This window comes from Caballeronia sp. LZ065, assembly GCF_031450975.1.
Taxonomy (GTDB): domain Bacteria; phylum Pseudomonadota; class Gammaproteobacteria; order Burkholderiales; family Burkholderiaceae; genus Caballeronia.
In genome coordinates this window covers 87,399-103,925 of sequence record NZ_JARUXV010000044.1, presented here as the reverse complement: position 1 = coordinate 103,925, position 16,527 = coordinate 87,399, and the positions used below count along the sequence as shown (strand labels likewise).

The following is a 16,527-nucleotide window of genomic DNA, read 5'->3' as shown; positions in this document are numbered from 1 at the left end:
GAAGGCGAGGGTGCGGCATCAACGACATCTCCAACGGTAATGAATTAAAGGCACTACCGGAGAAGACGCAGCGCTGCCGCGGACCCTGACATCGATATCGACATTTTTTTCGCGGATGGCACGCTCAGACGGCGCGCACGATCTCGGTCATGTCGCCATGGCTGCGCACGCGCACCGGCAGCACGCGCGGCAACGCACGAATGAAGCTCGCGGCCTGCCTGACGTCGAAGCTGCCGGTCAGATGCATCGCGGCCACCGAGGGATCGGCGATGACCACATGCAGCGCCGTATAGCGCTCGAATTCCTGAAGCGCGTGTGCGAGCGTGGTGTCGTCGAAACTGACGCGGCCTTCGCGCCATGCGCCGACGTCGGCGGGAGAAACGGACGCAACCGGTTCGAGGCGGCCCGCGGCATCGGTGACAACGGTCTGCCCTGCAACCAGTTCGACCAAGGGCGGCGACGCCGCTGCCACGCGCACGCGTCCTTCCTCCACGTCGATCCGCACATTGCCGCGTTCGAGGCCCGTGTCCGTGCAGCGCACGGCGAAGCGGGTGCCGATCACCGTGACTGTCACGGAGCGCGCGAACACGTTGAACGGCGCCCGTGCATCCGATGCCACCGTGAACATCGCTTGTCCATGCGTCAACCGCACCTCGCGGCGGTCCGGGAAGAAGCGCGCTTCGAGTTGCGTGGCGGTATCGAGTTGCACGGTGCTGCCGTCGGGGAGCGACACGGTCTGAAGCTCGCCACGGCGCGTCTCGAAGCGCTGTGCGTAGGTGGGCGTGCGCAGCCATTCGTCGCGCAGCAGCTTCCAGCCGAGCGCGCCGCCCGCCATGGCGACCGCCGTGCCCGCCAGCGCGAAGCGCGGCACGAAGAAACGGCGGCCCGGCGATGCGGGCCTGGGCGTCAGGCGCGCAATGTCTTCTTCACGCAGAGCGCCGAGCGCCGCCCAGGTCGCCGCGATCCTGTCGTAAGCCTCGCGATGCGCCGCGCGTTTCGCGAGCCACGCGGCGAACGCGGCGTCGCCGGCTGCATCGGTTCGCTCCCGGCGCTGGACGAACCAGGTCGCGGCCTGCTGTACGACGTCGTCGTCGTGTGAGGAAGCGTCGGTGGGAAGAGTGGGTCGTCTCATGGTCTTGTCGTCAGCGCGCATGAGGATGAAGACGCATGACGAGGCGAATACCTGACATCGTGGGGGCGGGGGTGCGATCAATCGTCGGTGCGGACTGTACCATCCCAGGCCGCCAGTTCCCTCCGGCAGGCCAGCACGGCGCGAATGATGTGCTTCTCGACCATGTTGCGCGTAATCCCCATGCGCGCGGCGATCTCGAGATGGCTCAGGCCATCGAACCGATGCAGCATGAACGCTTCACGGCAGCGCGGCGGCAATGCCTCGATAGCCCCGATCAGCATCCGCGTGCGCTGCGTCGCTTCCCACGCATGTTCGGGCTGGGTGCAGGGGTCGGCGAGCGGTTCATGGTCGTCGTCAAGCTCCACGACATGCTGCGTGCGCACGCTCGCGCGCCTGAACGTGTCGATGACGAGGTTGCGCGCCGTGCGATACAGGAGGCCGCGCGCATCATGGATCGCCGTGCCCGACGCATGTAGCGCCAGCACGCGGGCGTAGCTTTCCTGAGCGATGTCCGATGCCGTGTCCGTGTCCTTCACTCGCCGTGAAAGAAAGCGCAACAGCTCGCGGTAATAGCGTTCGACCACTGGAAGAGAGTTGGTTTGTCCGGGCTCGATCCAGGGGACGGGTGAAGGTCACGCACATGGATTTCTGCATCAATGAGAATTATTATCGTTTAGAATGAACTAACCAGACAAGCTAAAAGTGTGGATCGGGTGATCGGGTCGCTTCTGGCCGAGTGACGGCAGCGCGACGAGCAAGCTCGTCGTCGCGCCATCGCGCGTCCGCTCAGAAGGGCTTGTACGGCAGGAACTTGCCGTCCAGCGTGATGACCGCACGCGATCCGCCTTCCGGGTCGTCCACCTTCTTGATGTCGATGCGGAAGTTGATCGCGCTGATGATGCCGTCGCCGAACTCTTCGTGCACGAGCGCCTTCAGCGTCGTGCCGTAGACCTGGACCATTTCGTAGAAGCGATAGATGGTCGGGTCAGTCGGCACATTGCCGGGGATGCTGCCGCGCAGGGGAATCGTTTGCAGCAGCGCGGCGGCGTCGCCGTCCATGCCGAGCTTCCCGGCGACGCGCTGTGCGGCCTGTTCCGGCAGCGGATGCTGGCCGAGAATCGCCGCCGTGACGTAGGGCACGCTCAGGCCGGTGCCTTCCGCGAGTTCGGCATAGGTCAGGCCCAGGCGCGCCTTGGCTGCGACGAGCGCCTCGCTCAGCGTGGCACGCGACAACGGCGAGATCTGCGATTGCATGATGTTTCCTCCTGTCGATTCGAACAGCGGGAAGCACAGTTGAACACTTCAAAAATCCGGCGTCCGTGCTTTGAAGTCACGCTGGTGTCGCGGTGAATATTGTCCGGACTACAATCCGCACAACTCGCATCCAGTTTTTTCAACAACGATGTTCGCACCCGCATCGCAGTTCGCGCTGCGCGCCAAGCAACGAGAGATCGCCTCGTTGCAGCTGCTGGCTGACCGTATCAAACTCGTCGATCTCATCGGCCGCACCATTCACGTCCTGCAACGCGAACGCGGCATCACGAGCATCTTTCTCGCGTCCGGCGGCAAGCGCTTCAGCGAAGAGCGCATGACGGCGCGCGGCGAGCTTGCGCCGCTCGCTGCACAATTGCAGGCGCATCTCGAACTCCAGCTCGCGCCGGAGCGCGATGCGTCGTCACGCATGCTCGCGCTGATCGCATGGGTGTTGCTCGACCTCGACTCGCTCGATGCATTGCGTGGACGGATCGACCGTCGCGGGATGTCCGCGCCGGCTTCCGTATTGGCCTTCAGCAAGGTGATCGGCGGCTTGATGGAGCTCGTGTTCCAGTTGGCCGACGGCGCGCCCGAGCCGGCCATTTCGCGGCTGCTCGTCGCGCTGGTGCATGTGGTGCAGGGCAAGGAAGAAGCGGGACAGGAACGCGCGGTAGGCGCGCATATGTTCGCGTCGGGCGGCTTCCCGGCGGACCAGCAGCAACGCTTGCTGCATCTGATCCACGCACAGGACAGCAGTCTCGACGTCTTCGAGAATTTCGCCGATGCCGCGCAGGCCGACTGGTGGACCCGCCGTGCGCTCACGCCGCACGCGGGCGCGCTGATGCGGCTGCGGCGCATCCTGTGCGGCGCGCAGGCGGGCGAGGCGCTCGATGCATCGCTGACCGAATCCTGGTTCGATGCCAGCAGTGCGCGCATCACCGACCTGTGGCATCTGCAACTCGCGCTGACGGCGCTCGGCCGCGCGGCGTGCGATGCGTCCATCGCGCTCGCGCAACAGGCGCTGCGCGACTCCGAAGCGCTGTTGCAGGCGTTGCGCGACACGCCGCCCACGCACGCGCAGGCGCTCGATCATTTCTTTGCAGGCGATGGCGCGCCGGTCCCGTCGGACACGCTGATCGGCGCGGACCGCGCCACGATCAGCAGCCTGAAGTCGGTGCTGGAGGCGCAGTCGGCACGGCTCGCGCGCATGGAAGTCGAACTCGACGAAGCACGCCGCGCACTGCATGAACGCAAGCTCGTGCAGCGGGCGAAGCACGCGTTGATGGCGCGTCATGGTCTCAGCGAGGACGTCGCCTTCAGGCTGTTGCAGAAGACCTCGATGGACCGCAACCGCTCGCTCGTCGAGCTTGCTGAAGAGATCCTGATTTCGCCGGAGACGGTGAGTTTCTCGCCGGGTCATGCGCGGGCGGACAAGCGCTCTTCCTGAGCACGCCTGCACTACATTGGTCCCGCCAATGCGCCGAAGCACTTCCGCAGTGCAGCCGCAAATGCACGATCGGTACGCACGCCCCGTCATACCGGTGTGAACGCTGCATGGTATGGAAGGTGCTTTTAGAGGGCATCAAGCTAACGGTGGTTTGATCGTCGTGCAGGCATCACGCTGCGCGTCAACCCGTGGATAACGAAGTCCGCGCACCAGGTCACGCATGTGAATGCGTTGCCCGTGCGCGGTTTTTTTTTGGCATTTCAAAGCGAGTACCCCCATGGCCTACCTGTCTCCCGCCGAGTTCGTTCCGAAGATGATCGATGCAGGCGAGTCCAAGCTGCTGATGTCCACCCGCGATACGTTGATCCGCGCCTACATGGCCGGCGCCATCCTTGCGCTGGCGGCGGCGTTCGCGGTCAGCATCACCATCAACACGGGCAATGCGCTGGTCGGCTCGCTGCTGTTTCCAGTGGGCTTCTGCATGCTGTATCTGCTGGGCTTCGACCTGCTCACCGGCGTGTTCACGCTCGCGCCGCTCGCCGTGCTCGATGGCCGTCCCGGCGCAACGTGGGGCGGCGTGATGCGCAACTGGTCGCTGGTGTTCATCGGCAACTTCGCGGGCGCACTGACCGTGGCCCTGTTCATGGCCATCATCTTCACGTTCGGCTTCTCGGAAGCGCCGAACGCCATCGGACACAAGATCGGCGGGATTGGCGAGGCGCGCACGCTGGGTTATGCGGCGCACGGCGCGGCGGGCATGCTGACGCTCTTCATTCGCGGCGTGATGTGCAACTGGATGGTGTCGACCGGCGTGGTGGCGGCGATGCTGTCGACGTCGGTGACCGGCAAGGTCGTCGCCATGTGGATGCCGATTCTCGTGTTCTTTTACATGGGCTTCGAACACTCGGTCGTCAACATGTTCCTGTTTCCGTCGGGCCTGATGCTCGGCGGTCACTTCACGCTGATGGACTATTTGCTGTGGAACGAGATTCCCACGGTCGTCGGGAATCTCGTCGGCGGTTTGACGTTCGTCGGCGCGACGCTGTATAGCACGCACTACAAGACCGCGCCGGCGCGTACGCCGGGTGCGCGCAGCGTGCGGGTGAGCAAGGCGTGAGAGCCAAACGCCCCGATGGAGGGCGGCTGAAGCCGCTCGAAGTCCGCCCTCCGCGCCGTTGAATTTCATTCAACAAGTCATTTCTTTTTTGAACTGGCCGGTCCCATACCGGCTGATTAACCTGATCGAAGTCGAGTCAGGCGAAGCCCGATCTCGCCGATGAACCCCTTCGAACAGGTGAGACATGAACGGATTGAAAATGCTGGGCGCGGCGTGCGCGTGCGCCGTTGCATCGCTTGCGGCGATGCCCGCGCATGCCGTGAACTGGGACTTCGCGACCGCCAACGCGCCCGGCAATTACCAGACGAAACTGGACGAGAAATTCGCGGCGGCCGTCGCCGCGGCCACGCAGAACGACGTGCAGATTTCCGTTCACGCCGGCGGACAGCTGGGCTTCAAGGGCCCCGAAATGCTCGGCGTGATCCGCGACGGACTGGTGCCGATCGGCTCGTTCCAGTTCGCGCAGCAAGTGGGCGTCTCGCCCGTTCTCGGCGCGTCCTCCGTGCCGTACCTGGTGTCCGGCTTCGACGAGATGAAGACCTTCCGCACCGTCTCGAAGCCCTACTACGACGCCGAATTCAAGAAGTTCAACCAGAAGCTGCTGTTCACGATTCCGTGGCCTGGTCAGAACATCTTTTCGAAGGCGGAACTGGCGAACGCGGACACCTTTCGCTCGATGAAGATCCGCACCACCGACCGCAACGGCAGCGATTTCTTCCGCAGCCTGGGCGCCTCGCCTGCGCAGATTCCATGGGGCGAAGTGGTGCCGGCGCTGTCGACGGGCGTGATCAACAGTGTGTCGACGTCCACTTCGTCGGCGGTGGACGGACAGTTCTGGGACTTCCAGAAGTTCTGCAACGTCGTCAACTGGCAGTCGAACTTCGAAGGTGTCACGGTCAATCTCGACGCATGGAACAGGCTCAGCCCGAAAGACCAGAAGGCGATCGAGGAAGTCGCGGCGAAGCTCGAGCCTGAGTTCTGGGAAGCGGCGAGAGAAGAAGACACGCGCAACTTCACGATGCTCAAGGACAAGGGCATGGCGATCTATACGCCGCCCGCCGACGTGCGCAATGCCATGGCGGCGAAGGGCAAGGCGAGCTGGACCGCCTTCGAACAGGCCGTTCCTTCCGCCCGGCCGCTGCTGGATCAATACCTGAAGGCGGCCGGCAAGTAAGCAGCCGCATCCTCTTTCTCGCACCGGCCACGGACCGAAGCGGAGCGAATCAATCATGGAAAACATCGAATCAGGAGCCCACGTCACGGGCTCCCGCGGCCGTGCGTTCGCGCAGAAGGCGTTGCTCGCGATCGACACGCTCGCGCGGCTCGACGGCTGGCTCGGCGCGCTGTGTCTGTTCCTGCTGTGTCTGCTGATGATCGCGGGCATCGTCGTGCGGACGCTGTCGAGCATGGTCAGCTGGCTGCCGAAGGACATTCCGATCGCGTGGGAATACAGCTCCTACCTGATGGCCGTGACCTTCACCTTCGGCGCGGCGCTCACCTTGCGTGCCGGCGGCCATATTCGCGTGCGGATATTCCTGTCGAACGCGTCGCCCGCTGTAGTGACGGCGCTCGAATGCATCTCGAGCGCGGCGGGCCTGGCCTTCGCCACGTTCTTCTCCATCGCGATGACGCACTTCTCGTATCAGGCCTACACGCTCGACGAACGCTCGCTTGCCAGCAATACGCCGCTGTGGATACCGGAAGCGCTGGTCGCTTTCGGCGCGATGCTGCTCGCGTTGCAACTGCTCGCGCGTCTCGGCCAGCTGATGCTCGGCGAGCCGGTCGAAGACAAGAACCTGATCCGCTGAGCGCAGCGGCGATCACACGGAGGTAACGCATATGGGAACCGTACTGGCCACGATGGGCGTGCTGCTGTTCGGCGGACTGTCCATCGGTATCTGGGTCGGACTGACGCTGGCGATCACCGGCTCGCTCGCGCTCTTCATCTTCAAGTCGATACCGGTCGACCGCCTCGTCGCGCAGTATGCGTGGAACGTGATGACCACGCAGGAACTGCTGGCGCTGCCGCTCTTCATCGTGATGGGCGAGATCCTGTTCCGCACGCGCATTTCCACGTCGCTGTTCAAGGGACTCGCGCCATGGGCCAGTCTGTTGCCCGGCAAGCTGCTGCATTCGAACGTGATCGGCTGCTCGCTCTTCGCGGCGATCTCCGGATCCTCGGCCGCGACGACGCAGATCGTCGGGCGCGTGACGCTCGCCGAACTCGACCGGCGTCACTATGACCGCCGCATTTCGATGGGCAGCCTCGCGGGCGCAGGCACGCTGGGCTTCCTGGTGCCGCCTTCCAACATCATGATCGTGTACGGCGTGCTCGCGCAGGTGTCGGTGCTGAAGCTGTTCGCGGCCGGACTCGTGCCCGCGATCCTGCTCGCGTCCTGCTTCATGGCGTGGATCATGATTCACACGACGTGGAACAAGAAACTGATCCCCGAGGAAGAGAGCATGACGACGCTGCCGTGGAGCGAGCGCTGGGCTTCGCTCAGGCATCTCGCGCCGGTCTCGCTGCTCATCGGCGCGGTGCTCGGCAGCATGTACGGCGGGCTGGTCACGCCGTCCGAAGCCGCGGCGGCCGGGGTAGTGGGCGCGCTGGCGATTGCCGGGTTCCAGCGCGACCTGAGCATCGCCAAGCTCAAGGAAGTGGGCCTCGGCGCGGTGAAAACCTGCTCGATGATCGCGCTCATCATTCTGGGCGCATCGATCCTCGGCAGCGCCTCGGCGTTCCTCGGCGTCGGGCAGGCGGCGGCGTCCTTCGTGCATCAGCTGCATCTGTCGCCGTTCGCGCTGCTGTTCGTGCTGTTCATCGGCTACATCCTGCTCGGCTCCTTCCTGGAAGGCTTTTCCATCATCGTCATCACCTTGCCGATCGTCCTGCCGATGGTGCTCGCCGCCGGCTTCAACGCGATCTGGTTCGGCATCTTCCTGGTGATTGCCGTCGAGATCGTGCAAGTGCATCCGCCTATCGGCTTCAACCTGTTCGTGATCCAGGGCATCACGGGCGAGAAGCTGTCCGTCATCACGAAGGCCACGCTGCCGTACCTCGCGCTGCTCATCCTGTTCGGCATCGCGCTGATTGCGTTTCCGCAGATCGCGCTGTGGCTGCCCGAACACCTCGGCATGAAATGAACGCAACGACCCTCCGCCCATTGCATCGTCAAATGAAAAACACCATGACGTCCAGGTTTGCTGTTTCAGTGGATATCGGTGGCACGTTCACCGACTTCGTCGTGCTCGACCACGAGACACAACGCGTGACCACCGCGAAGGTGCTGAGCACGCCGCCGCGCCCGGAAGAGGCGATCTTCTCGGGTTTCGACCATCTGCGTGACGACGCGCACCTCGATCTCGCCGCTTGCGACGTGTTCCTGCACGCCACCACGGTCATTACCAATGCCGTGATCGAGCGGCGCGGTCACGACTTCATCCTGCTGCATACCGAAGGCTTCGGCACGACGCTGGAGACCGGCCGCGAGCATCGTTACAACGTGTCCAACCTGCGGCTCGCGTTTCCGAAGCCGCTGACGAAACATCGGCTGAAGGTGGCGGTGCAGGAGCGCGTGGCCTATGACGGCGAAGTCGTGCGGCAGCTGGACAAGGACGCGCTGCTGGCGGACGTGCAGCAGCTGGTTGAGGCCACCGGTATCCGCAACTTCGCCATCTGTTTCCTGCACGCGTTCCAGAATCCCGCCAACGAACGGCTCGTTGAAACATGGCTGCTCGAAGCGTTTCCGGATGCGGTCGTCTCGGTGTCCAGCGCGCTCGCGCCGCGCTCCGGCGAATACGAACGCTGGATGACCTGCGCGGTGAATGCGTTCACCATGCCGTTGCTGGCGCAATACGTAACCCGTCTGGATGCCGGCGCGCGCGAGAAGGGCTTCGACGGCCGCCTGCTGATGATGACGTCCTCCGGCTTGCCCTTGCCGATCGATCACTGCGTGCGCGCGCCGGTGCGGCTGATCGAATCCGGACCGGCGGCAGGCGTGCTGGCGGCGCGCGAGATTGCCGCACGCAACGCGCCCGACGATGCCGCGCCGGACGCGCACACCGTGCTCGCCTACGACATGGGCGGCACGACTGCCAAGGGCGCGTTCCTGATCGGCGGGAAGGTCGATGTGCAGGCCGGGCTCGAAGTGGCGCGCGAAGGCGCGTTCGAAGCGGGCAGCGGCTTCCCGCTGATGATCCCGGCGCTGGATCTGATCGAGATCGGCGCGGGCGGCGGCAGTATCGCGGAGATCGACGAACGCGGCGCGCTCTCGGTCGGACCGCGCAGCGCGGGCGCGGCGCCGGGACCGGCGTGTTACGCGCGCGGCGGCACCGAAGCCACCGTCACGGACGCGAATCTGTTCCTCGGCTTTCTGGGCGAAGCGAACTTTCGCAACAGCGGCATCGAAGCGACGCGGACTGAGGCGCAGCGGGTCATCGAAGAACGGATCGCGCGCCCGCTCGGGATCGCCGTGGAGCGCGCGGCGCTCGGCATCCACCGCACGATCAACGAGAACGTGGCGCGTGCCTTTCGCGTGCATGCGGCGGAACGGGGTCTCGATTACCGGCGGGCTACGCTGGTCTGCACCGGCGGTTCGTCGCCGGTACATGCGCTGCCCATTGCCCGTCTGCTGTCGATCCTCCGTGTGATCTTTCCGTTCGCGGCGGGCGTGGCATCGGCGATGGGCCAGTTCGCGAGCAGCGAAGGCATCGTGCTGCAACAGACGCGCAAGATGAACCTCGCGGACGTGGACGATGAAGTGATCCGCCGCGCCGTCGATGCGCTCATTGCCGCCGAGCCGTATGCGCGCCAACTCGTGTCGGGCGGCGCGCAGACCAGCGTGAAACTCGGCATGCGCTACGAGGGGCAGGATTCCGAGATGACGGTCGAGATATCCGCTGACGGACGTTATCTCGATGCGGCCGCGATCCGCACGCGCTTTCTTGCCGCGTACAAGGAGATTTTCGGCCTGAACTTCGCCGACTACGGTATCGAGATCAGCACCTGGGAGGTCGAGGTGTCGATGCCGGAGCAACTCAAGTCCGTGCGCCGCTTCACCTACGACGCGCTGACGCCCGCCGCGCACCAGGAGAAGGCGCCGCGCGCCTGCTACATCAGCGACGGCGAGCGCGATACCTGGACCGACGTGCCCGTGTTCAACCGCTATGCATTGCCGGTCGGCTGGACGCGGACGGGTCCCGCGCTGATCGAGGAGAACGACACGACCCTCTACATTCCCGCTTACGCGCACGCTCGTGTGGCGCCGACGCTGGACCTCATCGCGGAGATCATGCAGTGACAACCCCAATCAACATGGATCCGGTGGATGCCGGCATCATCTGGTCGCGCTTCGTTTCCGTCGCCGACGAAATGGTCTCGGCCATGGAACGCACCGCCTTCTCGACGATGGTGCGGGCCAGCGGCGACTTCTCCTGCATGCTGTTCGACGCGCGCGGCCGTCTGATCGCGCAGGGCGCGACCAGCGTGCCGTCGTTCACCGGCACGGGTCCGAGCACACTCGGCCACATGCTCGCCGCGTTCGATGCAGCCACGTTGCGCGACGGCGACATCATCGTGACCAACGATCCGTGGATCGGCACCGGGCATACCTTCGACATCAACGTGATGAAGCCGGTGTTCCATGAGGGCGCGCTCATCGGGTACTGCCTGACCGTGTCGCATCTCGCGGATGTCGGCGGCGTGGGGATGGGTTCGGTCGCGCGCGACGTCTACGAGGAAGGCTTCTCGCTTCCGCCGGTCAAGTTGTACGAGGCGGGCGTGGAGAATCGCTTCGTGATCGAGTTCATCAAGAACAACGTGCGTACCGTCGATTACGTACTCGGCGACATCTACTGCAACATCGCGGCCTGCAACGTGGGCGCGCAGGGACTCGTCAGGATTCTCACGGAGCACGGGCTCGCCACGACGACGGATGCCGCCGACGCCATCTTCGCCCTGACGCGCAAGTCGATCCTCGCGAAGCTCGAATCGATGCCGAAGGGACGCTACGCGGCGACGATCCCGGTCGAGGGCGGCAGCGATTTCCCGGATATTACCCTGGCCGTCGCGGTGACGCTGAGCGACGCGGGCTTCGCCTATGACTTCGCCGGCACGGATCCCGTGGTGGGGCGCGGCGTGAACGTGCCGCTGTGCTACACGCGGGCGTTCTGCTACTTCTGCACCAAGGTGCTGGTGGCGCCGAACATCCCGAACAATCAGGCGATCCTGGACTTCGTCACCATCGATGCCCCGGACAACTGCATCCTGAACGCGCTGCGTCCGAACCCGACCGGCGCGCGCCATGTGTTCGGGCATTTCGTCGGGCCGCTGATCTTCAACGCGCTCGCCGATGCGTTTCCGCATGACGTGCAGGCCGACTCGGGCATGGTGTTCCAGATGAACCTGCGCGGTCAGACGCGCGCGGGCAAGCCGTATTCGTCCATCTACTTCTCGGCGGGCGGCTATGGCGCGCTGCTGGGCTACGACGGCCGCGCGGCACTCCCGGCGCCGGCCAATATCATCGGCGGCTCGGTGGAGTTCTGGGAGCAGCAGATCAGTTGCACGTTCCTGCGCAAGGAGGTGCTGGAGGACACCGGCGGCCCCGGCGAGTATCAAGGCGGCAACGGTCAGGTCTTCGCGATTCGCAACGACACCGGGCGGCCGCTCGAAGCGTCGTTCATGGCGTCGCGCACGCGCATTGCGGCGAAGGGATTTGCAGGCGCGCAGCCGGGCGCGCACCGGCAGGTGATCGTGGATGGCGTGGAGACCGATCCGAAGGCGCGTGTGCTCATTCCGGACGGCGGCATCGTCGAGATTCGCGATGCGGGCGGTGGCGGTTTCGGCGATCCCGCCCGGCGGCCGGTTGCACGCATCGCGGCGGACCTCGAGGCGGGGCTCGTCAGCGCGCAATTCGTCGCGGCGCATTACCCGCGGCAGTCGCGCGAACTTGCCTGAAAAGCATTGCCTGAAACGACGGCAAAGCGCCGATACAATCGGCTTGCAAGGCTTCACTTCATTCACGAAGAGGACTCTCATGGAAGGCGTGATCGATCTCGGCGGCAAGCGGTTCAAGCGCCGCTTCGTCCGCAGCGGCGACATCCGGTATCACATGGTGGATGGCGGAACCGGACCGACGGTCGTGCTGCTCGCGGGCTTCCCGCAGACGGCGTATGCGTGGCGCCGCGTCCAGCCGCTGCTGGCGGGCGCGTACCGCACCATCGCCATCGACCTGCCGGGCCAGGGCTACACGGACAAGCCGATGAGCGGCTACGACACCGAAACCGCCGCGGCTCGCATCCACGAGCTGCTGAAGACGCTGGGTGTGGGCCGGCATTTCTATGTGGGGCACGACATCGGCTCGTGGATCGCGTACCCATATGCACATCACTACGCTGACGATCTCGATGGCATCGTGTTCATCGACGGCAATATTCCGGGTATCACGCTCAAGCCGGAAGTGTCGGTCACGGCGCCTTCGAACTGGCGCAGCTGGCATTTTCTGTTCAATGCCGTGGAAGACCTGCCTGAGGCTCTGATTGCGGGCCGTGAGCGCATCCTGATCGAATGGTTCTTCAATCGCAAGACCGCGAACGCGATGGCGACCTTCGAAGCCGCCGATGTCGACGAGTACGTGAAGGCCTATGCGTCGCCCGGCGGGCTGCGCGGCATGCTGGGCTATTACCGCGCCGTCGAGGAAGACATGCGGCAGAACCAGCAACTGTTCGCCAGGCGCATCCGTCCGCCGGTGCTGGCGCTCGGCGGCGACGTCGGCAGTGCGCCGACCATCCACGAACTGATGCAACCGCTGTGCGAGCGGCTTGACGGCGGCGTGATCGAAGCATGCGGTCATTACATTCCCGAAGAGCAGCCTCACAAGCTGGCCGACGAGCTGATGCGCTTCTTCAGTCTGTGCCTGGGTCGCTGACTTGAACTGCGTTATGCTGGCCGTCATCGAAAAGCGAAGGACAGGTTCATGACGGCTGAGTCGAGGAAGAAGAACGGCGAACCGGCGGATACGGCAGCCGACACGCGCCGCGTGCGCTTCCCGCCGCTCAAGTCCCTGATTGCCTTCGAGGCCGCCGCGCGTCATGGCAGTTTCACGCAGGGCGCGGACGAGATCGGCATCACGACGTCCGCCGTCAGCCACCATATCCAGCAACTCGAGGACTTCCTCGGCGTGCCGTTGTTCCAGCGCCATGCGGGCCGCGCGGTGCTGACGGTCGCCGGCCGCTCGTACGCGCGCGAACTCGAGAAGGCGTTCGGCCTGATCGCGAATGCGACCAATGCGCTGGCGCCGCAGTCGTGGGGCGGCTATCTGGCGATTGCCGTGCCGAACAGCTTCTCGGTCAAGTGGCTGCAGCCGCGCCTGCAAACCTTTCTGAAGGCCAATCCGCTGTTCCGCGTGCGCCTCGCCACGCTGCATACCCACGAACTCGATTCCAACCGTTACGACATCGCCATCGCGCACGGTCCGCAAACGCCCGGTCTCAAGCTGGCCGAGCCGTTGCTGGTCGAACGGCTGAGGCCGCTGTGCAGCCCGCAACTGGCCCGCGAGATCGCGCTGGAAAGCCCGCGCGATCTCGCCAGGGCGACGCTGATCCATTCGAACAATCCGCTGAACTGGGTGGACTATTTTCGCCGTGTGGGCAATCTCGTCGTCAAGCCGGCACACGATTTGTGGCTCGACCGTTCGGCCATGGCGATCGAAGCCGCGGTCGAGGGTTTGGGCGTGGTGCTGGAGAGCGAGATTCTCGCGGAAGAGGAGTTGCGCGACGGACGCCTGATCGAGCCTTTTCCAGACCCGAAGTATCACGTCGACAATATCTCGTACTATCTGCTGCGGTCTTCGAGCCTGCGCAACTCGGCCGAGGCCGCCGTGTTCGAGAAGTGGTTGCGCGCGGAACTCGAGATGGCGAACCTGCGGACGATGTTCTGAGCGCCGCGCCGCTTAGCTTGGTGTAGCCGGAAAGGCGTTGCGCCAGTCCAGGCCCGCGAGCGTCGTCGTACGGGGACGGTATTCGCAACCGATCCATCCGGCATAGGCACTGTCGTCGATGGCGCGCAGGATCGCATGCCACGGCAGACGCCCTGATCCGGGTTCATGGCGGCCCGGCAGATCGGCTATCTGGATATGCGCGATCTCTTCCTGATGCGTGGTGAACGCGCGTGCCACGTCCACGCCGCTCATGCCGGCGTGATAGCAATCGAACAGCAGTCTCACATTGCGTTGCAGGAACGCGCTCGCGTGGTCGAGACTTCGAAGAAAGTAGCCGGGCACGTCCTGCTGATTCAGGCATTCGAGTACGAAAGTCACGTTTGTTCCTGATGCCCGCGCGGCCGCCCATGCGAGGTTGTCGCGAAAGACCGCTTCGGCTTCTTCTTCCGGGCAAGTATCCGGCCGCTTTCCGGCGAGCAGATGGATGAGGCCGCAGCCGAGGGCGTCGGCGTAATCGAGCGCCTGATCGATGCCTTCGCGGAACACATCGACATGGCCTGGCAGGCACGCATAGCCGTTCGCGCCGGTCATACCCGCCTGCGCCGCGGGCGTGTTGATGAGCACCTGGGTCAGGTTCCAGCGTTCGAGTGCGCGCCGAAGCTCGGACGGGTCGTACTCAAAGGGCGAGGCGTACTCGACAGCGTCGAAGCCTTGCCGCGCGGCCGCTTCGAAGCGTTCCATGAACGGCAGTTCGGTGAACAGCCATTTGAGATTCGCGGCGAAGCGGCGCTTCATGTCAGCCCCACGATCATCTCGACTTCCACTGCCGCGCCATGCGGCAATTGCTGGACGCCGATCGCACTTCGCGCGTGCCGGCCGCGCTCACCGAGGGCATCGATCAACACGCGCGATGCGCCGTCGATCACCGCGCCTTGCTGCGTGAATTCCGGCGTGGAGGCGACGAATCCCGTGAGCTTCACGATCTGTGCAACGCGCGCGTGGCCATCGAGCGCGCGGGCGAGCGCTTCGAGGCAAGCCTCCGCGCACAGTGCGGCGGCCTGGCGGCCATCGTCCACGGACAGGTCGGCGCCGACCTTGCCCGAATACATCACGACGCCATTCTGGCGCGGCAACTGGCCGCTCACGAACGCGAGGTTGCCGAACACGGTGACGGGCGTGATGAGTGAACTGGGCGTGTGCTGATTGAGGTCCATTGGATCGTGCTCGCGAGTCAGAAGACAGTGAGGCCGAAGCGCGCATAAGCGTGACGGGCCGTAGCGGAGAACAACGCGTCGACGAACGCGGCGCTGGCTGGCAGACCTGCGCTTGCGTCGAACATCGCGACATCGAAATCGGTGTAGTGCTGTACCTCTTCAGGCAACGGACCGGCGAGCGCGATGCCGTCCACCATCGCCAGTTCGCTCATCTGCTGGATCGCGACATCCGCTTCGCCGCGCAGGATGCACTCGCCCGTCAGGCCCTTTTCGATGATGGTTGCGCGCGCATCGACTTGTTCCGCGATACCCAGTCTCCGAAGCAGCGACGCGAAGTACACGCCGCTCGCACCTGTACGCGAGCAGGCGACCGAGCGCGCGTCGAGGAGCAGCGTGCGCAACGCATCGACGTCGTGCAGGGACGGTAGGGCCACGTCTCCGGCAACGGCAATGCCGACGCCGGTCCTGACCAGCGCACGCACGCTCGGCGCAGCGACGATCCGGTCTTGCGCGAGGCGCTGCACGCAGGCGCGCGTCGCGATCAGCACGTCCGCCTGTGCGCCGCCCGAGATGCGCTGTTGCAGCACGTTGGTGGGATCGAAGAGCGCCTGCACTTCGATTCCGTGTTCTGTCTCGAAGCAAGGGATCACCGTATCGACGAGCGCGCGCTTCACGGCCAGCGTGCTCATCAGCGAAAAGGAAGAGAAGGGGGGCGGACGCATCAGCAGGACACGCCAAGGCGTTTCTTCAGATGCGCGATCGCACTGCGCGGCGCTGAAAAAACCGGACACGCCGCAACGGCCGTGACGGCATCGAGGGCCTGCGCCGTCGAGAAATGCGCGAGCATGATCGCGTCGTAGCCGTGCAGGCTCGCGGCCTTGTCCGCGACCAGACGGTTGTGTGTCGCGGCATCGCCGGCGCGCAGATGGTCGATCGCATCGTCCACCACGAACGTCGAAAGCGTCGCGCCCGGCTTGCTGCGTTCGGCTTCCTCGAAGAATTCCGCGACCATCGTCGGCAGGGCGGGCGCGAAGGTCGCGAGCATCGCGATGCTTTGACCCTGCGCCAGCGCGTCCGCGAACATCGCGGTATTCGGCTTGCACACCGGGATGGGCAACTCGGCGTCCGCTGCTTCGATGGCGGGGCCGAAGGCCGAGCAGGTAGCGAGCACGGCATCGGCGCCGGTCTCACTGCCATAGCGCGCGAGGCGGATGAAGCGCTGCCGCAGCGCGTCGTCCAGGTCCCGGTTCTTGCCGCGGGCGGCCGTCAGGCCGTCGTCGAGCAGATTGCTCAGTTTCGCTTCGGGCCAGTCAGTGGCGAACGCGGCCTGAATCGGCGCGATCGCGACGGGCGTCGCGTGCAGGAGCACGATGGAATGGTCGAGTTTCATGGAGGTCGGTGCGCCGTGTGCGGGCGCCGGATCGAGC

Annotated in this window: 16 protein-coding genes; 9 read left to right on the top strand and 7 right to left on the bottom strand. The window is 64.8% G+C overall.

The window, feature by feature from the left end; genetic code table 11:
* Positions 1–124: 124 nt before the first annotated feature.
* From QCE63_RS36060 to cynS, 3 genes are all read right to left on the bottom strand, one after another.
* Positions 125–1,132: a FecR domain-containing protein gene (locus QCE63_RS36060; protein WP_309840136.1), complete on the bottom strand. Its 1,008-nt coding sequence runs from the start codon at positions 1,130–1,132 to the stop codon at positions 125–127.
* 77 nt (positions 1,133–1,209) lie between these two features.
* Positions 1,210–1,716 (bottom strand): sigma-70 family RNA polymerase sigma factor, encoded by a 507-nt coding sequence (locus QCE63_RS36055; RefSeq protein ID WP_309840134.1) that lies wholly within the window; start codon positions 1,714–1,716, stop codon positions 1,210–1,212.
* Between the two features lie 202 nt (positions 1,717–1,918).
* Positions 1,919–2,389 carry a cyanase gene (gene cynS, locus QCE63_RS36050; protein WP_404990253.1) on the bottom strand — a complete coding sequence of 157 codons (471 nt, stop codon included), beginning with the start codon at positions 2,387–2,389 and terminating at the stop codon, positions 1,919–1,921.
* 145 nt (positions 2,390–2,534) lie between these two features.
* On the opposite strand from cynS, the gene QCE63_RS36045 reads away from it, so the two are divergent.
* The 9 genes from QCE63_RS36045 (at position 2,535) to QCE63_RS36005 (ending at position 13,886) form a co-directional block, all read left to right on the top strand.
* On the top strand, positions 2,535–3,833 hold the full coding sequence (locus QCE63_RS36045) for a nitrate- and nitrite sensing domain-containing protein (RefSeq protein WP_309840130.1): 1,299 nt from the start codon (positions 2,535–2,537) through the stop codon (positions 3,831–3,833).
* Between the two features lie 277 nt (positions 3,834–4,110).
* Positions 4,111–4,950 (top strand): formate/nitrite transporter family protein, encoded by an 840-nt coding sequence (locus QCE63_RS36040; protein WP_309840128.1) that lies wholly within the window; start codon positions 4,111–4,113, stop codon positions 4,948–4,950.
* Positions 4,951–5,134: 184 nt separating this feature from the next.
* The gene (locus QCE63_RS36035; RefSeq protein WP_309840126.1) at positions 5,135–6,124 is read left to right on the top strand and encodes a TRAP transporter substrate-binding protein; all 990 of its coding nucleotides are present in this window, start codon (positions 5,135–5,137) and stop codon (positions 6,122–6,124) included.
* 55 nt (positions 6,125–6,179) lie between these two features.
* Entirely contained in the window at positions 6,180–6,758 is a 579-nt protein-coding gene (locus QCE63_RS36030; RefSeq protein ID WP_309840124.1) for a TRAP transporter small permease, read from the top strand.
* A 31-nt stretch (positions 6,759–6,789) separates the two neighbouring features.
* The gene (locus QCE63_RS36025) at positions 6,790–8,094 is read left to right on the top strand and encodes a TRAP transporter large permease subunit (RefSeq protein WP_309840122.1); all 1,305 of its coding nucleotides are present in this window, start codon (positions 6,790–6,792) and stop codon (positions 8,092–8,094) included.
* 44 nt (positions 8,095–8,138) lie between these two features.
* Positions 8,139–10,250 carry a hydantoinase/oxoprolinase family protein gene (locus QCE63_RS36020; RefSeq protein ID WP_309840121.1) on the top strand — a complete coding sequence of 704 codons (2,112 nt, stop codon included), beginning with the start codon at positions 8,139–8,141 and terminating at the stop codon, positions 10,248–10,250.
* Positions 10,247–11,905, top strand: a complete 1,659-nt coding sequence (locus tag QCE63_RS36015; RefSeq protein WP_309840119.1) for a hydantoinase B/oxoprolinase family protein — start codon at positions 10,247–10,249, stop codon at positions 11,903–11,905. The genes QCE63_RS36020 and QCE63_RS36015 overlap by 4 nt, the downstream gene beginning before the upstream one ends.
* Before the next feature lie 79 nt (positions 11,906–11,984).
* A complete protein-coding gene (locus tag QCE63_RS36010) occupies positions 11,985–12,875 on the top strand; it encodes an alpha/beta hydrolase (protein WP_309840117.1) in 891 nt (296 codons plus the stop codon).
* A gap of 48 nt (positions 12,876–12,923) precedes the next feature.
* On the top strand, positions 12,924–13,886 hold the full coding sequence (locus QCE63_RS36005) for a LysR substrate-binding domain-containing protein (RefSeq protein WP_309840115.1): 963 nt from the start codon (positions 12,924–12,926) through the stop codon (positions 13,884–13,886).
* Between the two features lie 12 nt (positions 13,887–13,898).
* Here the strand turns inward: QCE63_RS36005 and QCE63_RS36000 are convergent, their stop codons facing one another.
* The 4 genes from QCE63_RS36000 to QCE63_RS35985 are packed head-to-tail and all read right to left on the bottom strand — an operon-like array spanning position 13,899 to position 16,490.
* The gene (locus QCE63_RS36000) at positions 13,899–14,681 is read right to left on the bottom strand and encodes a TIM barrel protein (RefSeq protein WP_309840113.1); all 783 of its coding nucleotides are present in this window, start codon (positions 14,679–14,681) and stop codon (positions 13,899–13,901) included.
* Positions 14,678–15,100 (bottom strand): RidA family protein, encoded by a 423-nt coding sequence (locus tag QCE63_RS35995; RefSeq protein ID WP_309840111.1) that lies wholly within the window; start codon positions 15,098–15,100, stop codon positions 14,678–14,680. Before QCE63_RS35995 ends, QCE63_RS36000 begins: the two co-directional genes overlap by 4 nt.
* Positions 15,101–15,117: 17 nt before the next feature.
* A complete protein-coding gene (locus QCE63_RS35990; protein WP_309840108.1) occupies positions 15,118–15,822 on the bottom strand; it encodes a substrate-binding domain-containing protein in 705 nt (234 codons plus the stop codon).
* A complete protein-coding gene (locus QCE63_RS35985; protein WP_309840107.1) occupies positions 15,822–16,490 on the bottom strand; it encodes an arylsulfatase in 669 nt (222 codons plus the stop codon). The genes QCE63_RS35990 and QCE63_RS35985 overlap by 1 nt, the downstream gene beginning before the upstream one ends.
* Positions 16,491–16,527: the final 37 nt, after the last annotated feature.